An 18,399-nucleotide genomic window follows, 5' to 3' on the forward strand; every position below is an offset into this window, starting at 1 on the left:
ACTTAAAGGGTAAGGCCACCATCTACCGTAAGAATGGAACCCGTCATATAACTTGAGCCTTCGGAAGCTAAAAATGCTACCATGGAAGCTATCTCCTCCGCCTCAGCAGGACGACCCATACGCATATTGGAGAATTCCTCAGGAATATATCCACCAGAAGCAAACTGTGCCTGCACACCAGCTACAAGCGCCGTATTGACTCCTCCTGGGCAGATCGCATTAACACGAATTCCTTTTTTCACATATTCAAGGGCGGCCCCTTTGGTGATTCCAATGACTGCATGCTTCGTAGCTGAATAGACGCTGGCACTATGTTCGCTGCGGAGTCCAGCTGTGGAAGCTGTGTTCACGATATGACCCTCACCTTGCTTATGCATAACTTTAAGCACGTATTTCATGCCAAGGAATACACCTTTAATATTGACTCCCGATAGACGATCGAATTCGTCCTCCGACACATCTTCTAACAAAGCAAACTTCTGTATAATCCCTGCATTGTTAAAGAAGAAGTCAATTCGTCCATATGTCTCCACAGCTTGGTTCACATAATTCTGCACATCTTCACTAATGGCTACATTTGCTTGAACGAATATACCTTCCCCGCCTGCTTCCTTAATAAGTCCTAGGGTCTCCTCACCTGTCTGTGCGTTAAAGTCTACAAGCACTACCTTAAATCCACTCTGAGCTAGCTTAATACTACTCGCTCGTCCAATTCCGCTTCCTGCTCCTGTAATAATAGCTACTTGCTCTGACATGTCCTATCCCCTCCAAATATGTAAATCACACCTTTGCCACTTCCATCTAATGTATGCGGTTACAATCTATCTTAGTTGCTCTTAATATCTTATATCAATGAACCATAATATACAAAGTTTACTATAGGTGTGTGCTACTCCTCCCTAATCGCCTCATCGTCTTATGGGCACCTATACCTTTATAGACTCACGACCATCATAATTATAATTATTACGCCCATCGGTATATATTCCATTCTTTTAACCCTCCCCTTAAAATTTAGGCCTGGCCATTCAGAATAGAGATCGTAAAGCCAGAATCATAAACACCCCAAAAATCAACATCATAGAAATGAGAACTACCATAAAAATTTTGAGAAACTTCCGATTGTCTTGCACGATATTTATCCACTCCAATCCGCAAACCTCTCGCAAAATACCACCTAATTATACAGGAATAGGAAATGAATACATACCCCCGTGCCTCTACTCTCTACATTTACAATTAAAAAAGACCAGCCGCTATATAAGCAGTCTGGTCTACGCTAAACATTCAGGCGATGAACTAACCCTTTATCTCAATCAATTCATACTGAAGTACGCCGATCGGCGCAGTCACTTCAATTTTGTCCCCTACAGTTTTGCCCATAAGAGCGCTACCTAGTGGACTTTGATAAGAGATCTTGAAATCAGCAGCATCCGCTTCGGCTGGACCCACGATCCGGTATTCATTTTGTTCTGCAAACTCTACGTCATTCAGAACAACAATGGATCCGACTTGCACTTTTGAAGTATCCACATTTTCTACAACGCGTGCGCGTTTGAGCATTTTTTCAATGCTAAGAATGCGGGTCTCCATGAACGCCTGATCATCCTTAGCTGAATGATATTCACTATTTTCCTTCAAGTCCCCGTAGCTAATCGCCGTCTTCAAACGACTGGCAAGTTCCTTACGCTTTACGGTTGTCAATTCTTCCAATTCTTGCTCAAGCTGTGTATATCCCTCACGGGTTAAAATAACTTCTTCACTGGCCATGTATTCACAGCTCCATATCCTATTATATTATTGTCTACCCTCATTATAGTCTCAAATCAACCCAAGCAGTCAACCCACCACACAACCAATATATGCCTACCGGTTAATTTGTAGACACTGCGCCCTCTATATATAACCTTCACATAAGGCTAAACAAAAGCAATATGTTCAGAGCCATTAAACGAAAAATATAGGCTGGAAGCAATAGGCATACCCCTGAAGGATACGCCTCAATATATATAGCTCTACAAATTCTTTACTATTCGCCAGATGCCATTTTCTCCGGATCGGTCGACACATTTTTGATCTGCTTACTGCGAAGTTGTCCGCAAGCGGCATCAATATCCGTGCCATGTTCTAACCGAACACTGCAACTAATGCCTTGTTTTTTTAGCGTATCATAGAAAGCTCTAACCGTCTCCCGATCCGTTCTTTGATACTGACTATGCTCATCCACGGGATTATAGGGAATCAAGTTCACATTTGCAAGGTTCTTACGATGACCTACAAGCTCGGCGAGCTCAAGGGCATGTTCGTGCTGATCATTGATATCTTTTAGCAAAATATATTCCAGTGTAATCCGGCGATTCGTGCGCTCTAGATAATAATCAATGGCCTCCATTAACTGTTCAATGGGAATAGCGCGATTGATCTTCATAATTCGTGTACGTAGCTCATTATTCGGCGCATGAAGGGAAATCGCCAAGTTTACTTTCAGATCGCTATCGGCGAATTCTTTGATTTTGCCCGCTAGTCCGCTAGTCGATACGGTAATATGACGTGCCGCTAAAGCGAGCCCCTTCTGATCCTTAACAATATGGATGAAATCCGTCAAATTCTCAAAGTTATCGAACGGCTCACCGATACCCATGACCACGACGTGACTCACCAAATCTCCTTGGCCTGCACGATCTAAATGATGTTGAACATTCATAATCTGCTCTACAATTTCACCGCCAATCAAATCCCGGCTTTTCTTCAACAGACCGCTTGCGCAGAAGCTGCACCCAATATTACAGCCCACCTGTGTAGTGACACATACCGATAAACCAAATTTGTGGCGCATCAATACGGTCTCAATCAGGTTGCCATCGTCCAGTTTGAATAGGAACTTAATCGTGCCATCTGCAGATTCTTGCTTCACGTTCTCTTCGAGCGTCTGAATCACATAGTTCTCAGTAATAAGTTCCATACAGGCTGGATTTACATCGGTCATGTCCGCAAAATCCGTCACCCGCTTGCGATAAAGCCAGTCCCATACTTGTAATGCGCGAAACTTCTTATGTCCATGCTCGGCGAGCCAAGCTTCCAATTGCTTAAAAGTTAATCCATAGATGGATGGTTTATTCATGTTGACCTCTTTTCAAAATGACATCAAATTCAGGACTTGACGCATGTTCTGTCTCTTCCTTAAAGCCCTATCCCCCATTTTCCCAAAAATCCGCCGTTAAAACAAGAGGAGAACCTGCCCAGTCTCGCTGGTCAAGTCCTCCATACTTAGTTAAATCGTTCTGTTTTATACCATTTGCTCTCTCTTTTCGTAATTTTGTCAATAAGCAAGGAGACGAAGGCTTTCATCGAAATGACAATGAACAATTGCGCATACGTAAAATAAGAGATACACGATAACACGAAATTTCCTGTATGGCTTTGACCGAAATCTGTAGCCAGCGCAAGATTAATCTGTAGGACATATAAGTAATACATCAAGGCCCATGCAATCACAAGATACACATAGACGTCTGCGGAGAACTGAAAGGGTGAGATAATAGTAGGATAGAACCACCCTATTATTCGGTAGATCAGATTCACCACAAACACGATATCCGAGATTACAATCGCCATCATGAACCAGAAGTAACTTGCTGCAAAATAGAGGACCTCGAGCTTGATTCGCCAAGGACTTGCACGAAATAGTAGCGGTAAGTTCTCAATCACGACATAAAAATTCCCCTTTGCCCAACGTTGTCGCTGCTTCATGTACACACTAAGCTGTTCGGGTTCTTGCTGATAAGCTTCCGCCTGCGCTGCAAGTGCAATCAACTGCCCACGCTTCAGGATCTCAATGGAGATCGCCGTATCTTCTGTAATCGCATGCACATCCCAGCCGCCTAATTCTTGCATCAGGTTAGTTCGGACAATAAAATTCGTCCCCGGAATGGTGCCGAGCTTGAGTAATTCCCACATTCCTGTGTGATAAATACGCTGCATAGTGACAATCTCCAGATTAATACAGCGGGTCAGGAAATTCTGTCCACGGTTGCGCACTTTGTTACGCCCAAATACAGCACCATAGCGTTCAGGATCTTCTAGGGCTTTGCGCACTAAGAACATTAAGGCATTGCGTTCCGGCGCTGCATCTGCATCGTATACACAGATCCACTCACTTGTAGTGAGCTTGAGTGCATCATTTAACGCGCCCGATTTGCCTCCTGTTCCCGTTCTCTCCAAAATGACAAAATCCCGATCTACATATTCCGGCTTAGCCTTAATTGTTCGTAACTTATCGGCTGTACTATCGGTACAGTTATCAGCAATCACGATAATTTGTATTTTGTTAGCGGGGTAGTGTAGCTTAAGGATGTGTTCCACGGTATTTGCAATAACAATCGCTTCATTATGCGCAGGAACCATGACCGTTACGGTAGGGAATTCAAGCATCTGTTCGGTCTGCAAAATCTCTAGCGGGACACTACTCTGTTTGCGAATAAAACGAATCGCTCCGATCATAATGATAATCGCCTCAAGAACAGCAAACCAGATACTGATAATAGATACAATGAGCAGGAGATCAGCCATGGAAGTTCCCCCGGTCATACTTTTGGTAGATTTTTGCTCGAAAACGTAGTGTGACCCATGTAAGCCATACGATGACCAAGCTAAATAATAGACTAACCCCGACGCATAGAGGAATGAACCAGCTGGTATAACCCACGAAAGATCTCCCTCCTTAATAGAAAAATATTAGATATATTCACCGATCAGATCCGTTTCGGTATTTCGATCGAGTGCAGCAATTACAGCATCCACGTCCTCATATCTCTCGAATTGATCCCTCTGGAATACCAATGCCCCGCCGCGAATAATGAGCTGGAGCTCTCGCCCTCTTTGATCTAGGAAGGAGCCTTGCATCATCGCATTGCGAATTCGGTTACGCAGTGTCTGCAAATAACTAGGGTCCGTCATAGGACAAAGAATAACAAATCTACCGTCACCCATATAGAACTTGTAGTCCTCGTAGCGAATTTGCTGCTGAATGATACCGGATAAATGCCGAAGGAGAAGGGAAAATCTTACGGAGCCTGTATATTCCTGTACTAGGGGCAGAAAATCGATTTTGAACATGGCCATACAGAAGCCATATTGATCACTGTATCGTTTGGCAAGATTAATCTGCTTAGTTAATGTATCGGCAAATGCCTCCTTATTCCCAAGCGTTGTATCTAGATCCAACTCCGGTTGTCTGTCTTTCACTTCTTCAAGGCGCTCTAACATTCTACGGCTTCCGATCAGACTGGATTTTATAAAGGAAGCCAAAAGAATATTAGCAGGCAAGATGAGCAACCAGGTTAGCGAGATTACATGAATCGGTGCATACGTGACCAACCAGACAAAATACGTAACGAGAAAAATAAATACTAACACCACAGCCATGCCACCTGAGACGGTGAATCCTAAGAGTAATGCAGCGAGAGTGGAAAGACCGAAATATAGCTTGGTAATAGTGAACGTATCATCGCCATAAAGATCAACTAAGATTAAGAACTGTTGCAACATACATAGTCCGATTAGAAGTATGTATCCAAGCTCCAAACGTTTTATGGATAGCTTACGATTCATCAAAGATTCCCTCCATGTTCCTAAGTGGGATAACTCTATGATATACAACTACAGAACTAGAATTCACTAGATATTTATACAAATATTGTTTAAAAATCTATAAATATATAGATTAAGACTTAATATCCAAAATATACTAGAGATCTTGAATATTTTGTCGAACATTGTCGTTTATCTTCCATTTTAACTATTCATTATGTAATTATCAAAAAACTTATAGACGCTACAAAAAAGAGCCCTCTTCGTGTACAGAATCCCTTTCAGAATGAAAAGAATGATGTCCCTCGAAGCGGCTCTCCGCTTAATTTTTCTTGTTTTCTTATTTTCTTAAAATTTCTTGTTTCTGATTTCTTATTTCTTGTTTTCGTAGTAATAAAGTTCTTATAGTCATATGAATTGAAAGATGCGGAGTTTTTAATCTCGGCTCCATACTTTGGAGAGCAACCGAAGCATCTCCACATATAACCAGACCAGCGTCACCATTAAGCCGAACGCGCCATACCATTCCATGTACTTAGGCGCATCCCGCTGGACACCCTTCTCAATAAAGTCGAAATCCAAAATCAGATTCAGTGCAGCTACAATGACAATGACAATTGAAATCACTATGCCGATCGGCCCGTTACTATGCAAATAAGGAATCGTAACTCCAAATAATTGTAAAATAATATTCAGTAAGTATACTAAAGCAATGCCTGCCGTAGCAGCAAAAACACCCATTTTAAAATTCTCAGTGGCTTGGATGATGCGTGTCTTATAAGCAAAGAGCAAAGCCAGTGCTACGCCCAGCGTCAGTAGTGCAGCTTGTAAAGTAATTCCATGGTATAAATTCTCGTAGATGGCCGATAAACCGCCAATCATCAGGCCTTCCGCCAGTGCATACAGAGGCACGAGATAGGGAGCAAATGTAGGTACAAAGCTAATGACGAGAGCCAGAACCAACCCAATAATGGCGCCGCCTGCCATATAAGGAACTATATTTTGACCACTGTAATACAGGGACCATATACCAAACGCTCCCCCTAACAAAATAACTAGCGTAATCAACGTTTTGTTCAAGGTTCCATCCAGCGTCATGGATTGATAGCCCGGATAAGATCCTGTTTTTCGGAACGTCTGATCCTTTAATGTAGGATTACCACTGCGCCCTAACATGTGCACCACTCCCTTTCACCCATTTTACATCTTGTCCTCTAGCTTAACCAAACCTATCTTTTACAATCATCTTCCTCTACTGATGGATGTCCCTCCTATATAAATACAAACCTGTCCCAACATCCATTTATGTATATGAATCGGAATTAGAGTTCATGAACTTTAATCCCGTGAATCTCAGTTTATATTCAGTTGATCTTGAGCAGATACGATGTAGCCTGAGATTGGAATTTCAGAACATGAGGTGACTAAGAAATGCAGAAGAAAAATAACAAAACGATGGTACTCGCTGCGCTCATGATTGGACTCATTTTTGCAGAATTAGATGAGACCATTGTATCCACGGCCATGCCGACGATTATTCGAGATTTACACGGCCTAGCTCTCTATGGCTGGGTAGCAGGTATATACATGCTTGCCTTGACGTTGTTCATGCCAATCATCGGCAAACTCGCGGATTTATATGGCCGCAAACGGCTTTACCTAAGCTGTATGGCTTTGTTCATTATTGGGTCCATTGTGAGTGGGGCAGCCGGGTCCATGACGATGCTTCTCGTAGGTCGCGGAATTCAAGGTATCGGCGCAGGTGGCCTCATGCCTCTTGCTCTCGTCATCCTTGGCGAGACCTACCCGCTGGAACAACGCGCCAAAATTCAAGCCATTTTCGGCCCGATGATGATCATACCTCAGCTCATTGGACCTGTAGCAGGAGGCTATATCGTTGGCCACTGGGCTTGGCACTGGGTATTCTTCATTAACATTCCTGTCGGTATCTTAGCTGCCATCCTTCTATCCATGGGACTAAGTGAATCCCGAAGTAATGAGAAACGTTCAATCGACTGGAAAGGTGCTACTACATTGATGCTCGGGTTACTGTCATTATTGATGGCTCCTGTGCTGATTGATAATGAGGGATATTCCTGGTCTTCTCCTATTATTATCGGTCTGCTTGTACTTGCAGGACTGTTATTCACACTGTTGGTGCGTATTGAATCGCGTGCCGCAGAGCCGATCCTACCGTTACATCTATTCCGTAATCGAAATGTAGTCGTTCTCTGCTCCCTCGTCTTTGTCCTGATGATCGGTATTATGGGAGGATTTGCAGCCTTCCCGTTCTTTGCTCAAAATGTCATGGGCCTTACACCGACAGCATCTGGGTATCTGTCCCTAGCGTTCATGGCTGGAGCGATGCCATTCAGTATACTCGTTGGATTCCTAATTACCCGAGTGAAGTACCGTACGCTATTCATCGCCTCCTTCACACTGCCGTTAGTTGGATTATATTTATTGTCCCGCCTTCAAGTGGATGTAAGCGTCATGTATGTGTTGGTTAGTTTCTTCATCTTAGGCATTGGGCTTGGTGCCTTATTTGGCGGGGATAATCTTATCGTCCAAGAGTCTGTGGATGCCAAAGATAGCGGGATCGCACTCTCTACCGTGCAGCTCTTCCAATCCCTAGGCGCAACCATTGGGCTTAGCGTATTCGGTAGCTTGCTATCCCGTAACATAAGCACGGGAATCAATGGAATTCGTGATCAGCTCCCTGAAGGAAGCGCTGATAAGATAGCGACTGGAGGAATTCCAGCTGGGTTGTCGCCTAATCTCTTGCATCAAATCCGGCTCATATTTACGGATTCATTCCAACAAATTTTCGCTATTTCGCTCGTCTTCGCCGTCATTGCATTCATTTTATGTTGGTTCTTGAAGAGCGAAGTACTGACTAGTAAAGAGAAGACAAGTGAAGAGAACGCTGCTTAGACATAGCTTGACCCAACGTATACAATACAAAGTGAAATCTAATTGTATCTTGGGGAGGAATGAAGAGGATGAAGTATCGTAGATTAGGTGCAAGTGGTGTAAAGGTAAGTGAGATTAGTCTAGGAAGCTGGCTAACTTATGGAGGGTATGTTGAACGAGAGAATGCCGTGAAAGCTATCTATACAGCTTATGATCAAGGCATTAACTTTTTTGATACAGCTAACGTTTATGAACAAGGCGCTGCAGAGACCCTACTTGGCGAGACGATTCAGGCATTCCCTCGTTCCACCTATGTACTTGCTACCAAAGCTTTTGGCAAAATGGGGGATGGCCCGAATGATAAAGGTCTATCCCGTAAGCATCTAACTGACCAATTCCATGCTAGCTTAAAAAGGCTTGCTGTGGATTATGTAGATATCATGTACTGCCATCGGCACGACCCCGAGACGCCGCTGTATGAGACGCTGAGAACGTTGGATGATCTCGTTCGCCAAGGTAAAGTGCTCTATGTAGGCGTTAGCGAATGGACACCATCGCAGATCGCTGAAGCCCATGCCATCGCAGACCGCTATCTGCTGGATCGAATCGTTGTCAATCAACCTGTATACAATATGTTCAATCGCTATATCGAACAGGAAATAATCCCTTACAGTGAGCGAAGTGGCGTAGGCCAGGTTGTCTTCTCCCCCCTTGCACAAGGACTTCTAACGGGTAAATATAATTCCGTGACCGATTTCCCGCAGGATAGCCGCGCGGCTAAGCTAGAAGGCGTTCGCAAAGGCATTACGGAAAGCAATATTGCCAAAGTACAACAACTCTCAAAGATCGCCGCAGAACTGAATCTGAGTGTAGGCCAGCTCGCATTGGCTTGGATTCTTAGACAACCGAACGTATCCAGTGCTCTCGTTGGGGCTAGTCGACCTGAGCAAGTGACCCAGAACGTGCAAGCCTCCGGCGTCACAATTCCAGAAGATGTACTTATACGTATTGAAGAAATTTTGGCCTAAATTATAAACTGAACTTTAGATGGACCATCCCTGGGCCAGCGCCGTACTACAAAAAAAATCACCTGTGGATAGCGCGAACGCTTTCGCTGTGAGCATGAACGTCGTTACTACACATGACTCATGTTTTGCGAATTACGTTCACGCCAACTCAGGTGGTTTTTTTCATAATGAAATATATCTTATTATTCAGCTATTACATGCTTGATTAGCTAACTCAGCTACACGATCTACTTCATCAGCTGCTTCACAAGCTCCCGATTCCGTTCTTTAAATACCTCGTTATGGGATGATACCATAGCCCATTTGCTAGCGTCTGGCTGAATGTACTGCTTTGCTCGGTTCACAGCATTCGCCGCATCTTGAAAGGCTCCCGCAATCAGATGGAGCTTTCCTTCGTGATTTAGAATATCTCCTGCTGCATATAATCCCTCAATCGACGATTCACTTGCAGGATTGCCGGCAATATAGTAATTGTCAATGATGTCAATTTTTACTTCACTATTCTGTAGGAGCGTCATATCGTGTTCATAGCCATGGTTGATAATCACTTCGTCTATGGCTAGATACGTAACCTCTCCTGTCTCTTGATGAGTAATCGCTACATGTTCAATGACTTCATGGCGATCACAGGCCACAAGCTTAGTAATGGAAGTATTGAAGAAGCATTCCACTGAACTGTTCATCAGCTGATTCGCCTGTGCTTCATGTCCGTTCAAATTCGCCTTACGGTAGGTTAGATAGACCTTCTTAGCAATAGGTTCTAGCTCATTAGCCCAATCGATGGCTGAATTTCCACCACCCGAGATAACCACGGTCTTGTCCTTGAATCGCTTAAGCGATTTAACGGTATAGTTCAGATTCGAGACTTCATACCGCTCTGCTCCTTCTATATCCAGTCGTTGTGGATTCAGAATACCCCCGCCTACTGCAACAATGACCGTTTTGGAATAATGCTTTTCTCCCGAGGCTGTATGTAATACGAAAATTCCCTGCTCATCCCGTGTAATGGAATCCACTTTCTCATTGAGGACAACCTCTGGATTAAAGGTTAACCCCTGCTCCACCAATTTCTCAATCAGCTGCGCTCCAGGAAGCGGGGTATGCCCGCCTACATCCCAGATCATCTTCTCAGGATAGACATGGATTTTCCCTCCAAGTTGGGGTTGATATTCTATAATCTTGGTTCTCATTTCGCGTAGCCCACTATAAAAAGCAGAGTATAGCCCAGCCGGACCTCCTCCAATGACAGTTACATCATACAAATCGATTTCTTGCATTCTAAGTTCACTCCTTCGAGCTTGATGCTATTGATTATCATTCTCATTTAAATATATATCTTATGAACCCTTTTAGCAATACGAATTGCCTCTTTCCAACCTGATTGGCGGTTAGTTGTTGCTCTTTGCAGACTCAATCGGGCATAATTTAGTAGAACCCGGTAGGTAGCATGGATGCAGATATTATGGTGCCTTTATCGGCGCACCGAATTTTTTTATTGTTAAAGAAAGGATTAGTTATGGAAGAATATTACCGGGCATATTGGGACACGCTAAACCCCTATGGACATGCATACCCACTGGGTAATTATGCATAGCTCTATAATGTTTACAATTAAAATATATAATGTTAAAATATTTAGCGAACGTTCCACTATGACCCGTACTTTTTTGATGATGGAGGTATCCTTTTGGAGAACACCGATGTTTTCAAATTAATTCATGCGGTCGAACTTTTTACTAATGAAGCTATCATTCGCTGGACGAAGGCTTTTTCTTACAACATTGGCATCTCGCCCGTTATTATACTAGGCGAATTGAAGCAGCATGGCCCGCAAAAGCAGACCATACTTGCCAACAAACTTGGGTATACACCAGGAGCGATGACCAACATTGCTGGAAGGCTGATCGCACAGGGAATGGCCAAGCGCAAGTATAACGAGAATGATCGTAGGCATGTTTTGCTGGAAATTACAGACAAGGGCCTAGATGTTCTCAAAGAAGCACAGCAACACGGAAATGCCTTCCGTGCTGAACTGTTCCAGCTTCTAGATGAAGAGGAAATTCGGCAGCTCTTGCGGATTTATGAGAAACTGCTTAAGAATTTCAAAGAATAACCACATACAACTTTAGGAGGCATCACGAAATGGGAAGAGTTCAAGGGAAAGTGGCATTAGTAACAGGAGCAGCATCAGGAATTGGTCTGTCAACAGCACATTTGCTAGCTAAAGAAGGCGCAAAAGTCGTCTTGGCTGACTTCAACGTTGAAGGCGCTAATGAAGCCGCACAACAAATTCGGGATGCAGGCGGGGACGCTGTAGGGATGTTCCTTGATGCAAGTGTTGAATCTTCTATAAAAGAAGCTGTGGATTTCACAGTGAAGCAATATGGAACTATCACTGTTCTCTTCAATAACGTGGGCCTTACGAATCTTAAAAAGGATCTAGACGTAGTCAACATGGACCTCGAAGAATGGGACAAATTGATGAATGTCAATGTGAAGAGTGTATTGCTGGGTAGCCGCTTTGCTATTCCTCACATGATTGAAGCAGGTGGAGGTTCCATCATTAACACAGCTTCCATGGCTGGATTCGAGGCAGACGCTGTTCGTTCCGCTTATGGTGCTTCCAAAGCTGCTGTAGTGAACCTTACTCGTTACATCGCAACTCAATATGGTAAAGATAACATTCGTTGTAATGGTGTGGCTCCGGGCCTTATTCTTACACCTGCCGCGAAGAATAACTTACCACCAGCTATACTTGATATTTTCTCCAAATATAATGCTCTTCCTTATCATGGCGAAGCTGACGATATCGGATACACCGTTCTCTTCCTAGCTTCTGATGAATCCAAATTCATCACAGGTCAGACGATTCAAGTAGAAGGTGGCCATTATATCGCCAACCCTACCGTGCCTGATTTCAGAGCTTTGCAGGCTCAAGCCAACAAAGCCTAAGTTGTATTCAATCAACTTAGCTGAGCATATGGACATAAAACAGCGATCTTCTTTATGAAGATTCGCTGTTTTTTTCTAGATATTAGGAGGATTATACTGAAAGTTCAACACCTATTCACAGCCACCATAAATACTATGCATGGGTTCACTCTTACAAGGTGAAAAAGTATGTCCGCTGTGCTACAATACAGGAATTGCAATATCTAGGGAGGTTTATTGAAACACCATGCTTATTATTGGAATTGCCGGGGGGACCGGTTCCGGAAAATCCACCGTGGCGCGTTCGGTCATAGACCGCCTGGGTTCGGATAAAGTAACATTTGTATCACAGGACAATTATTACAAAGACCACTCTCATCTTAGCATAGAAGAACGTGCGTCCATTAATTATGATCACCCGTTTGCTTTTGATAACGAGCTTCTAATTGAACACCTCACATGCCTCAAATCCGGTGAGCCTGCGTTCGCGCCCGTCTATGATTTCACCGTCCATGCCCGTTCCGAAGAGCATACGGTTGATCTCAAGCCCAACAACATCATTATTTTAGAAGGTCTTCATGTACTGTCCGATGAGAACGTACGTGAACTACTGGATATCAAAGTATTCGTAGATACAGACCCTGATGTACGTATTCTGCGCCGAGTACTGCGCGATATTGAAGAACGTGGCCGGACTATCCAGTCCATCCATCATCAATATTTAAGTACGGTAAAGCCGATGCATGAAGCTTTTATCGAGCCTTCTAAAAAGTATGCCGATCTGATCATTCCTGAGGGCGGCCATAACGAGGTGGGCATTCAATTGTTATCTATTTTAACGGAAAAATTTCTAACAGAAGAACGCAATTGGGGCGAAATATAACCATGTCCTCAGTGCTGCATCATATAGTATAACTATAGCTGTATAGAAGAATTTAAGAGGGCCATTTGGCTCTCTTTTTTGCGTAGCACGCCGTAAGCACTATACGCATCCAACACCACTATGGATATCACCCGCTATACCCTCCTCTAAATAGAGAATCTAAATACTTAATACCTAAGCGATCTAAGACTAAAGATATACATTTAATTTATATATTTACAAATATTAACTTTATACTATAATGGACACTAGCTGCATACAATGCATGTACAGGGATCAGACGTAAAGGTGGGATGAATGCGGAGTATACATACGTTTCTTTTTAAAAGCGCTTACATTCAAAAGAATGAGAGGGATGACTTATGCAAAGCAACTTACAGACCCCTGATCGAAACGGGCCTAAACGAACCCCTGAAGAGTACTCGGCCATCGCAGAATCCGCTTATTTCCAAAAATTAATCCGCGAAAAGAAAAAATTCATTATTCCGTTCACTGTGTTTTTCTTTTGCTTTTATTTCGCCTTACCCATTCTTACTTCATACACTACCATCCTCAACCAGCCTTTTATCGGGAGCATCACTTGGGCATGGGTTCTTGCATTTCTACAGTTTGTGATGACCTGGGCCTTCTGCATGATCTATTACAAGAAAGCCGCTTCATTCGATAAGCTATCTGAACAAATTCTAGCGAAGAAGGGACGATAGATTATGAATACGGCTGCCTTTTCCATGTTCCTCGTCATTGTAGCCTTTACTTTATTGATCACTTACTGGGCTTCCAAAAAGAACAAATCAGCTAGTGACTTCTACACAGCGGGTGGCGGATTAACCGGATGGCAGAATGGGATGGCGATCGCAGGAGATTATATGTCCGCTGCTTCTTTTCTCGGCATTGCCGGTTCCATTGCTCTAGCAGGATTTGATGGATTCTTCTATAGTATTGGATTCCTAGTCGCCTATCTCGTCGTACTCTTCCTCGTGGCGGAACCTCTACGGAACTTAGGCAGGTATACATTTGCCGATATGATTGCCGTTCGGTTCAGTGCTAAGAAAATCCGAGGCTTCGCGGCCTTCAACACAATCACTATCTCCATTTTCTATATGATTGCTCAATTGGTAGGTGCAGGTGCCCTCATTAAATTATTACTCGGTATCGATTTTACAACGTCCGTCATTATTGTGGGGATATTGATGACCGTATACGTCATCTTCGGTGGAATGCATGCCACCAGCTGGGTGCAGATTATTAAAGCAATACTGCTTATGGGCGGAACATTAGTCATTTCTATTATCGTGCTCTACAAATTCAATTTCAGCATCACAAATATGTACGATCAGATGAAAACAGCGACGCCACTAAAAGAAGCTTTCTTGAACCCTGGCGTCAAATATAAGCATGGACTCGACACGATCTCGCTTACCATGGGGCTAGTACTAGGAACGGCGGGGCTCCCCCATATTCTCGTTCGTTTCTTCACCGTTCGTGACGCGAAGACCGCACGCAGTTCTGTAGTCTATGCAACTTGGATCATTGGGCTTTTCTACGTCATGACCATCTTTCTTGGCTTTGGAGCTGCTGCATTCGTAGGCAATAAGGATATCATTGCGGCGGATAAAGCCGGCAACATGGCTGCTCCTTTACTGGCTCAGGCTCTTGGCGGCAATATGCTATTTGCCTTTATCTCAGCTGTAGCCTTTGCAACCATTCTAGCTGTTGTAGCGGGCCTAGTCCTGACAGCCGCCTCTGCCTTCTCGCATGACTTCTACAACCAGATTCTGCGTAAAGGTCAAGCTACAGAGAAGCAACAACTGAACATGGCAAGATATGCATCGGTCGGTATCTCCATTCTCTCCATTGTACTTGCCCTGTTTGCAAGAAATTTGAACGTGGCCTTCTTGGTATCCCTGGCCTTTGCTGTAGCAGCAAGCGCTAACCTGCCTGTCATATTGTATACGATCTACTGGAAAAAATTTAATACAAATGGCGCCATCTGGGCCATGGTCGTAGGCCTCGTTACTTCCATCGGCCTCGTCATTATAGGTCCAAATGTATTCAGTCCCATCGCAGGTAAAGCCATCTTCGTGGGTGAGCCGTTATTTCCTTTAACTACACCTGGACTCATCTCTATTCCTATGGGCTTCCTCGCTGGATATGTAGGTACACTTGTGTCTCGCAAGACTGCCGCTGAAGATAATCAGGTAGATTTCGATGAAATTCTCGTGCGTTCTAACACAGGACTAGATACCACTTGCTAATAACAATCTTTGCTACACGCCTGCTCTTTGGACTTCCTATTGGAAAGCAATCTGAAACTAATGGCCAAGTCAAAAATATTGAAAGCCCAAATTCACCTCATCGGAGGGATTTCGGGCTTTTTCAGTAGTCGTTAACGAAAGAACAGCTAGGTGTTGTTTCTAGTACAATATAGCTCTATAGAGTCCACAACTATTAACATTTTCTCTTAGATAAATAGAAGAATAATGTATACTATATGCACACTATAATTTACTAAATATTACATTAGGAGTTGTTCACTATTATGCAGTCAGCATCCACTTTATATGCTCCAGCAATCCAACAAGCCGTGTATTCTATGCTATCAGCGCAATCTAGTACGCCCTTATCATCCTCCGAACTCGAGCAGAGTCTTGCTGAGATGAGCAAGGTTCAAGTGATGGATGCTTTCCTAGCCTCCTCGGGAGACCCCCTTACTCGGGAAGCCATATGGAATGCGGTCTATCACTTGTTTGGCTTTGATTTGAATAAAGCACCTATTTTATCCACATACAGCCGTCCAAAATCCGTGAGTACTCAGCAAAATAATGTGTCCTCCTCTTTAACCTTTGCAACAGAGATGGAGCAACGTCTGAACGAGCATAACCATAAAATGAGTGGAGCTGACATTCGCGGTTTCATTAACGAATTATTTGGTATTAATCTAGACGGCTTATCCGCTTTGCAACAAGCGAGAATCTCCATCTACTCCAAAGGCCAATGGGTAATTCATCAAGATACGGATTTGATTGTTATCCGTACAGGCGAAGGCGATCTCTTTGCGGAGGTGTTCCCTACTGACTATTTCAAACAGAAGACAGGACAATCGGAACTTCCTCTAGCGCTGCAGCAGGCACTATCGCAGCTGGGCTATCAACGACATCAAGATTCAAGTATCTATTCATTCCAAAGTGAAACGGGTACGCCGATTCCCGATGCTTTCAAGGGCCAGACGATAGGGGCAATTGTTAAAGTGATTCAGCAGGAGTATGCTCAGTTATAACATGGATGGAAAGTATTCACCTCCTTATCCCAGCCAACCTCTACATCCAATAAAAAAAGAGGAGCTCTCTGCTCCTCTCCTCTTCAATCCAGACTTATTCTCTATCCCTCTATACTTAAGGCGACCCTATTTTCCAAATGAAGACAGGAATTTCACACGATCCCCCATCGGAGGTACATTATTATCTACCAATGCCACCTCTAACACAGCTGGTCCTCCTTGATTAAGCAGGCCCTGAATCACGTCCTCATTCACATCTTCCAATTGGCTCACCCGGTAACTCGGAATATTGAGCGCCGCGGCCATCGCTGCAATATGAATCTCTTCCTGTTCAAATGAAGCATGGGAACGCTTATACTGCAAGGAATGTCCATGATACACCATGCCTAGACGAGCGTTATTCATAACTACGAACAAGATCGGCAACTTGTATTCTTTTGCGGTCAAAATCTCCATTCCATGCATGAAGAAACATCCATCTCCCGTAATACTAACAACGGGACGCGCTGGATCAGCTAGACTAGAACCAATCGCTGATGAAATTCCACTTCCCATGGCTCCAAAGTGCACGTTAATATCGAAGCTATCCCTAGCAACCACATCCATATAATGAATGGCATACGACATAAATTCTCCTATGTCTACGGTATATCGCGTATTCGAAGGGAGATTCTTCTGAAGTTGAAGCAGCACATTTTGAGTATTATATTCATCCTTCTGAATATATTCTGCCTTTTTCTGAACTGCCGTAACATCTCGCTTCACTACACCTTGAGCACGTAATTCTTCTAACAAGAATAGTAGACTGAGGTTAATATCGCCTAACACTGGAATATCTACGTTATATTTTCTGTTAAATACGGTCTCGTCAAAATCCATTTGAATCGTGAATCGATTTCGGTTAAGGTTGGCATTCCAGTTATTCGTTGCCGTCTCCCCTAGGCTAGAACCCAAAATTAACAAGGTCTCTCCGTCACCTTCAGCAATCAAATTCGAGACATTCTCATGACCTGCAAAACCGAATATGCCGGCTAACAAGGGGTGGCTTTCCGGGATGAATCCTTTGGCTTGAGGGCTAGTTAAGATAGGCCAGTTCAATAGCTCAGCTAGTTCAATCACTTGATCTACCGAGTTCCGAATACCTTGTCCTACAAAGATATAACCCTGATCTCTCTTGAGGAGGGCTGTAGCCACTTCTCGAATGGTGTCCGCATTAGGAATTAATGGGGCTCTTTGGGCTGGTGCAGGAGTAATTACACCCTCTACCACACCCGCTTGAACATCAACGGGCATCGCTACATGCACGGGGCCGGGAACGCCCGAATTCGCAATTTCCACAGCTTTGACCACTTCGGCCAGCAAATCTTGGGCACGGTTCACACGAACACTATATTTGGTAACTGAACGGAAGACCGGCTCCGCATCCAGTTCCTGAGAAGCATTTAGACCTACCGTACTTACGGGAACGGCACCTGTAATGAAAAGAACGGGTAGATGTTCACGCATGGCATTCGCAGCACCTGTGACTAAGTTCGTTCCCCCTGGTCCGCTGCAACCAATGCAGACGCTCATCTGCTTGGCATACTTAGCATACGAAGCGGCCATATAAGCTGCGGCGCCCTCATGTTTGGTAACGACGGGCGTAATCTCAGGCATATCAAACAGTTCATCAAAAATGACATTGACCGACCCTGCCGGGATACCAAAAATATGCTTAACTCCATTACCCTTCAAATACTCTAATACGGCACGTGCTGCTCTCAAACTAAAAACCTCCC

17 protein-coding genes are annotated in these 18,399 nt (G+C 43.8%); 8 read left to right on the plus strand and 9 right to left on the minus strand.

Annotated elements, in window-relative coordinates; genetic code table 11:
* Window positions 1-2: 2 nt before the first annotated feature.
* From J2Z69_RS14830 to J2Z69_RS14860, 7 genes are all read right to left on the minus strand, one after another.
* The gene (locus J2Z69_RS14830) at window positions 3-755 is read right to left on the minus strand and encodes an SDR family NAD(P)-dependent oxidoreductase (protein WP_209864257.1); all 753 of its coding nucleotides are present in this window, start codon (window positions 753-755) and stop codon (window positions 3-5) included.
* A 544-nt stretch (window positions 756-1,299) separates the two neighbouring features.
* A complete protein-coding gene (greA, locus tag J2Z69_RS14835; RefSeq protein WP_209864259.1) occupies window positions 1,300-1,770 on the minus strand; it encodes a transcription elongation factor GreA in 471 nt (156 codons plus the stop codon).
* A 259-nt stretch (window positions 1,771-2,029) separates the two neighbouring features.
* Complete coding sequence (gene rlmN / locus J2Z69_RS14840) at window positions 2,030-3,121, minus strand: dual-specificity RNA methyltransferase RlmN (protein ID WP_209864260.1); 1,092 nt, start codon at window positions 3,119-3,121, stop codon at window positions 2,030-2,032.
* Between the two features lie 146 nt (window positions 3,122-3,267).
* Window positions 3,268-4,569 carry a glycosyltransferase family 2 protein gene (locus J2Z69_RS14845; RefSeq protein WP_209864262.1) on the minus strand — a complete coding sequence of 434 codons (1,302 nt, stop codon included), beginning with the start codon at window positions 4,567-4,569 and terminating at the stop codon, window positions 3,268-3,270.
* Window positions 4,562-4,705, minus strand: coding sequence for a hypothetical protein (locus J2Z69_RS14850; protein WP_209864264.1), 144 nt, complete (start codon window positions 4,703-4,705; stop codon window positions 4,562-4,564). Before J2Z69_RS14850 ends, J2Z69_RS14845 begins: the two co-directional genes overlap by 8 nt.
* Window positions 4,706-4,734: 29 nt before the next feature.
* Entirely contained in the window at window positions 4,735-5,610 is an 876-nt protein-coding gene (locus J2Z69_RS14855; protein ID WP_209864266.1) for a GGDEF domain-containing protein, read from the minus strand.
* A gap of 414 nt (window positions 5,611-6,024) precedes the next feature.
* On the minus strand, window positions 6,025-6,765 hold the full coding sequence (locus tag J2Z69_RS14860) for a Bax inhibitor-1/YccA family protein (protein WP_209864268.1): 741 nt from the start codon (window positions 6,763-6,765) through the stop codon (window positions 6,025-6,027).
* A gap of 255 nt (window positions 6,766-7,020) precedes the next feature.
* On the opposite strand from J2Z69_RS14860, the gene J2Z69_RS14865 reads away from it, so the two are divergent.
* Both J2Z69_RS14865 and J2Z69_RS14870 read left to right on the plus strand, forming a co-directional pair.
* Entirely contained in the window at window positions 7,021-8,523 is a 1,503-nt protein-coding gene (locus J2Z69_RS14865) for an MDR family MFS transporter (protein WP_209864271.1), read from the plus strand.
* Window positions 8,524-8,591: 68 nt separating this feature from the next.
* The gene (locus J2Z69_RS14870) at window positions 8,592-9,530 is read left to right on the plus strand and encodes an aldo/keto reductase family protein (protein ID WP_209864274.1); all 939 of its coding nucleotides are present in this window, start codon (window positions 8,592-8,594) and stop codon (window positions 9,528-9,530) included.
* A 227-nt stretch (window positions 9,531-9,757) separates the two neighbouring features.
* On the opposite strand, the gene J2Z69_RS14875 is transcribed toward J2Z69_RS14870, so the two are convergent.
* Window positions 9,758-10,807 (minus strand): NAD(P)/FAD-dependent oxidoreductase, encoded by a 1,050-nt coding sequence (locus J2Z69_RS14875; protein ID WP_209864277.1) that lies wholly within the window; start codon window positions 10,805-10,807, stop codon window positions 9,758-9,760.
* A gap of 410 nt (window positions 10,808-11,217) precedes the next feature.
* Between J2Z69_RS14875 and J2Z69_RS14880 the strand changes: the two genes are divergently transcribed.
* The 6 genes from J2Z69_RS14880 to J2Z69_RS14905 all read left to right on the plus strand — a co-directional run bounded on the left by J2Z69_RS14880 (window position 11,218) and on the right by J2Z69_RS14905 (window position 16,621).
* Entirely contained in the window at window positions 11,218-11,643 is a 426-nt protein-coding gene (locus J2Z69_RS14880) for a MarR family winged helix-turn-helix transcriptional regulator (RefSeq protein ID WP_209864280.1), read from the plus strand.
* Window positions 11,644-11,672: 29 nt separating this feature from the next.
* The gene (locus J2Z69_RS14885; protein WP_209864283.1) at window positions 11,673-12,482 is read left to right on the plus strand and encodes an SDR family NAD(P)-dependent oxidoreductase; all 810 of its coding nucleotides are present in this window, start codon (window positions 11,673-11,675) and stop codon (window positions 12,480-12,482) included.
* Between the two features lie 226 nt (window positions 12,483-12,708).
* Complete coding sequence (gene udk / locus J2Z69_RS14890; RefSeq protein WP_209864286.1) at window positions 12,709-13,344, plus strand: uridine kinase; 636 nt, start codon at window positions 12,709-12,711, stop codon at window positions 13,342-13,344.
* A gap of 362 nt (window positions 13,345-13,706) precedes the next feature.
* The gene (locus J2Z69_RS14895) at window positions 13,707-14,048 is read left to right on the plus strand and encodes a DUF485 domain-containing protein (RefSeq protein ID WP_209864289.1); all 342 of its coding nucleotides are present in this window, start codon (window positions 13,707-13,709) and stop codon (window positions 14,046-14,048) included.
* Between the two features lie 3 nt (window positions 14,049-14,051).
* Complete coding sequence (locus J2Z69_RS14900) at window positions 14,052-15,599, plus strand: solute symporter family protein (RefSeq protein WP_209864291.1); 1,548 nt, start codon at window positions 14,052-14,054, stop codon at window positions 15,597-15,599.
* A 284-nt stretch (window positions 15,600-15,883) separates the two neighbouring features.
* Window positions 15,884-16,621 carry a hypothetical protein gene (locus tag J2Z69_RS14905; RefSeq protein ID WP_209864293.1) on the plus strand — a complete coding sequence of 246 codons (738 nt, stop codon included), beginning with the start codon at window positions 15,884-15,886 and terminating at the stop codon, window positions 16,619-16,621.
* Window positions 16,622-16,747: 126 nt separating this feature from the next.
* Here the strand turns inward: J2Z69_RS14905 and J2Z69_RS14910 are convergent, their stop codons facing one another.
* Window positions 16,748-18,385, minus strand: a complete 1,638-nt coding sequence (locus J2Z69_RS14910) for a thiamine pyrophosphate-binding protein (RefSeq protein ID WP_209864295.1) — start codon at window positions 18,383-18,385, stop codon at window positions 16,748-16,750.
* Window positions 18,386-18,399: the final 14 nt, after the last annotated feature.

This window comes from Paenibacillus shirakamiensis (genome assembly GCF_017874255.1).
GTDB classification, from domain to species: domain Bacteria; phylum Bacillota; class Bacilli; order Paenibacillales; family Paenibacillaceae; genus Fontibacillus; species Fontibacillus shirakamiensis.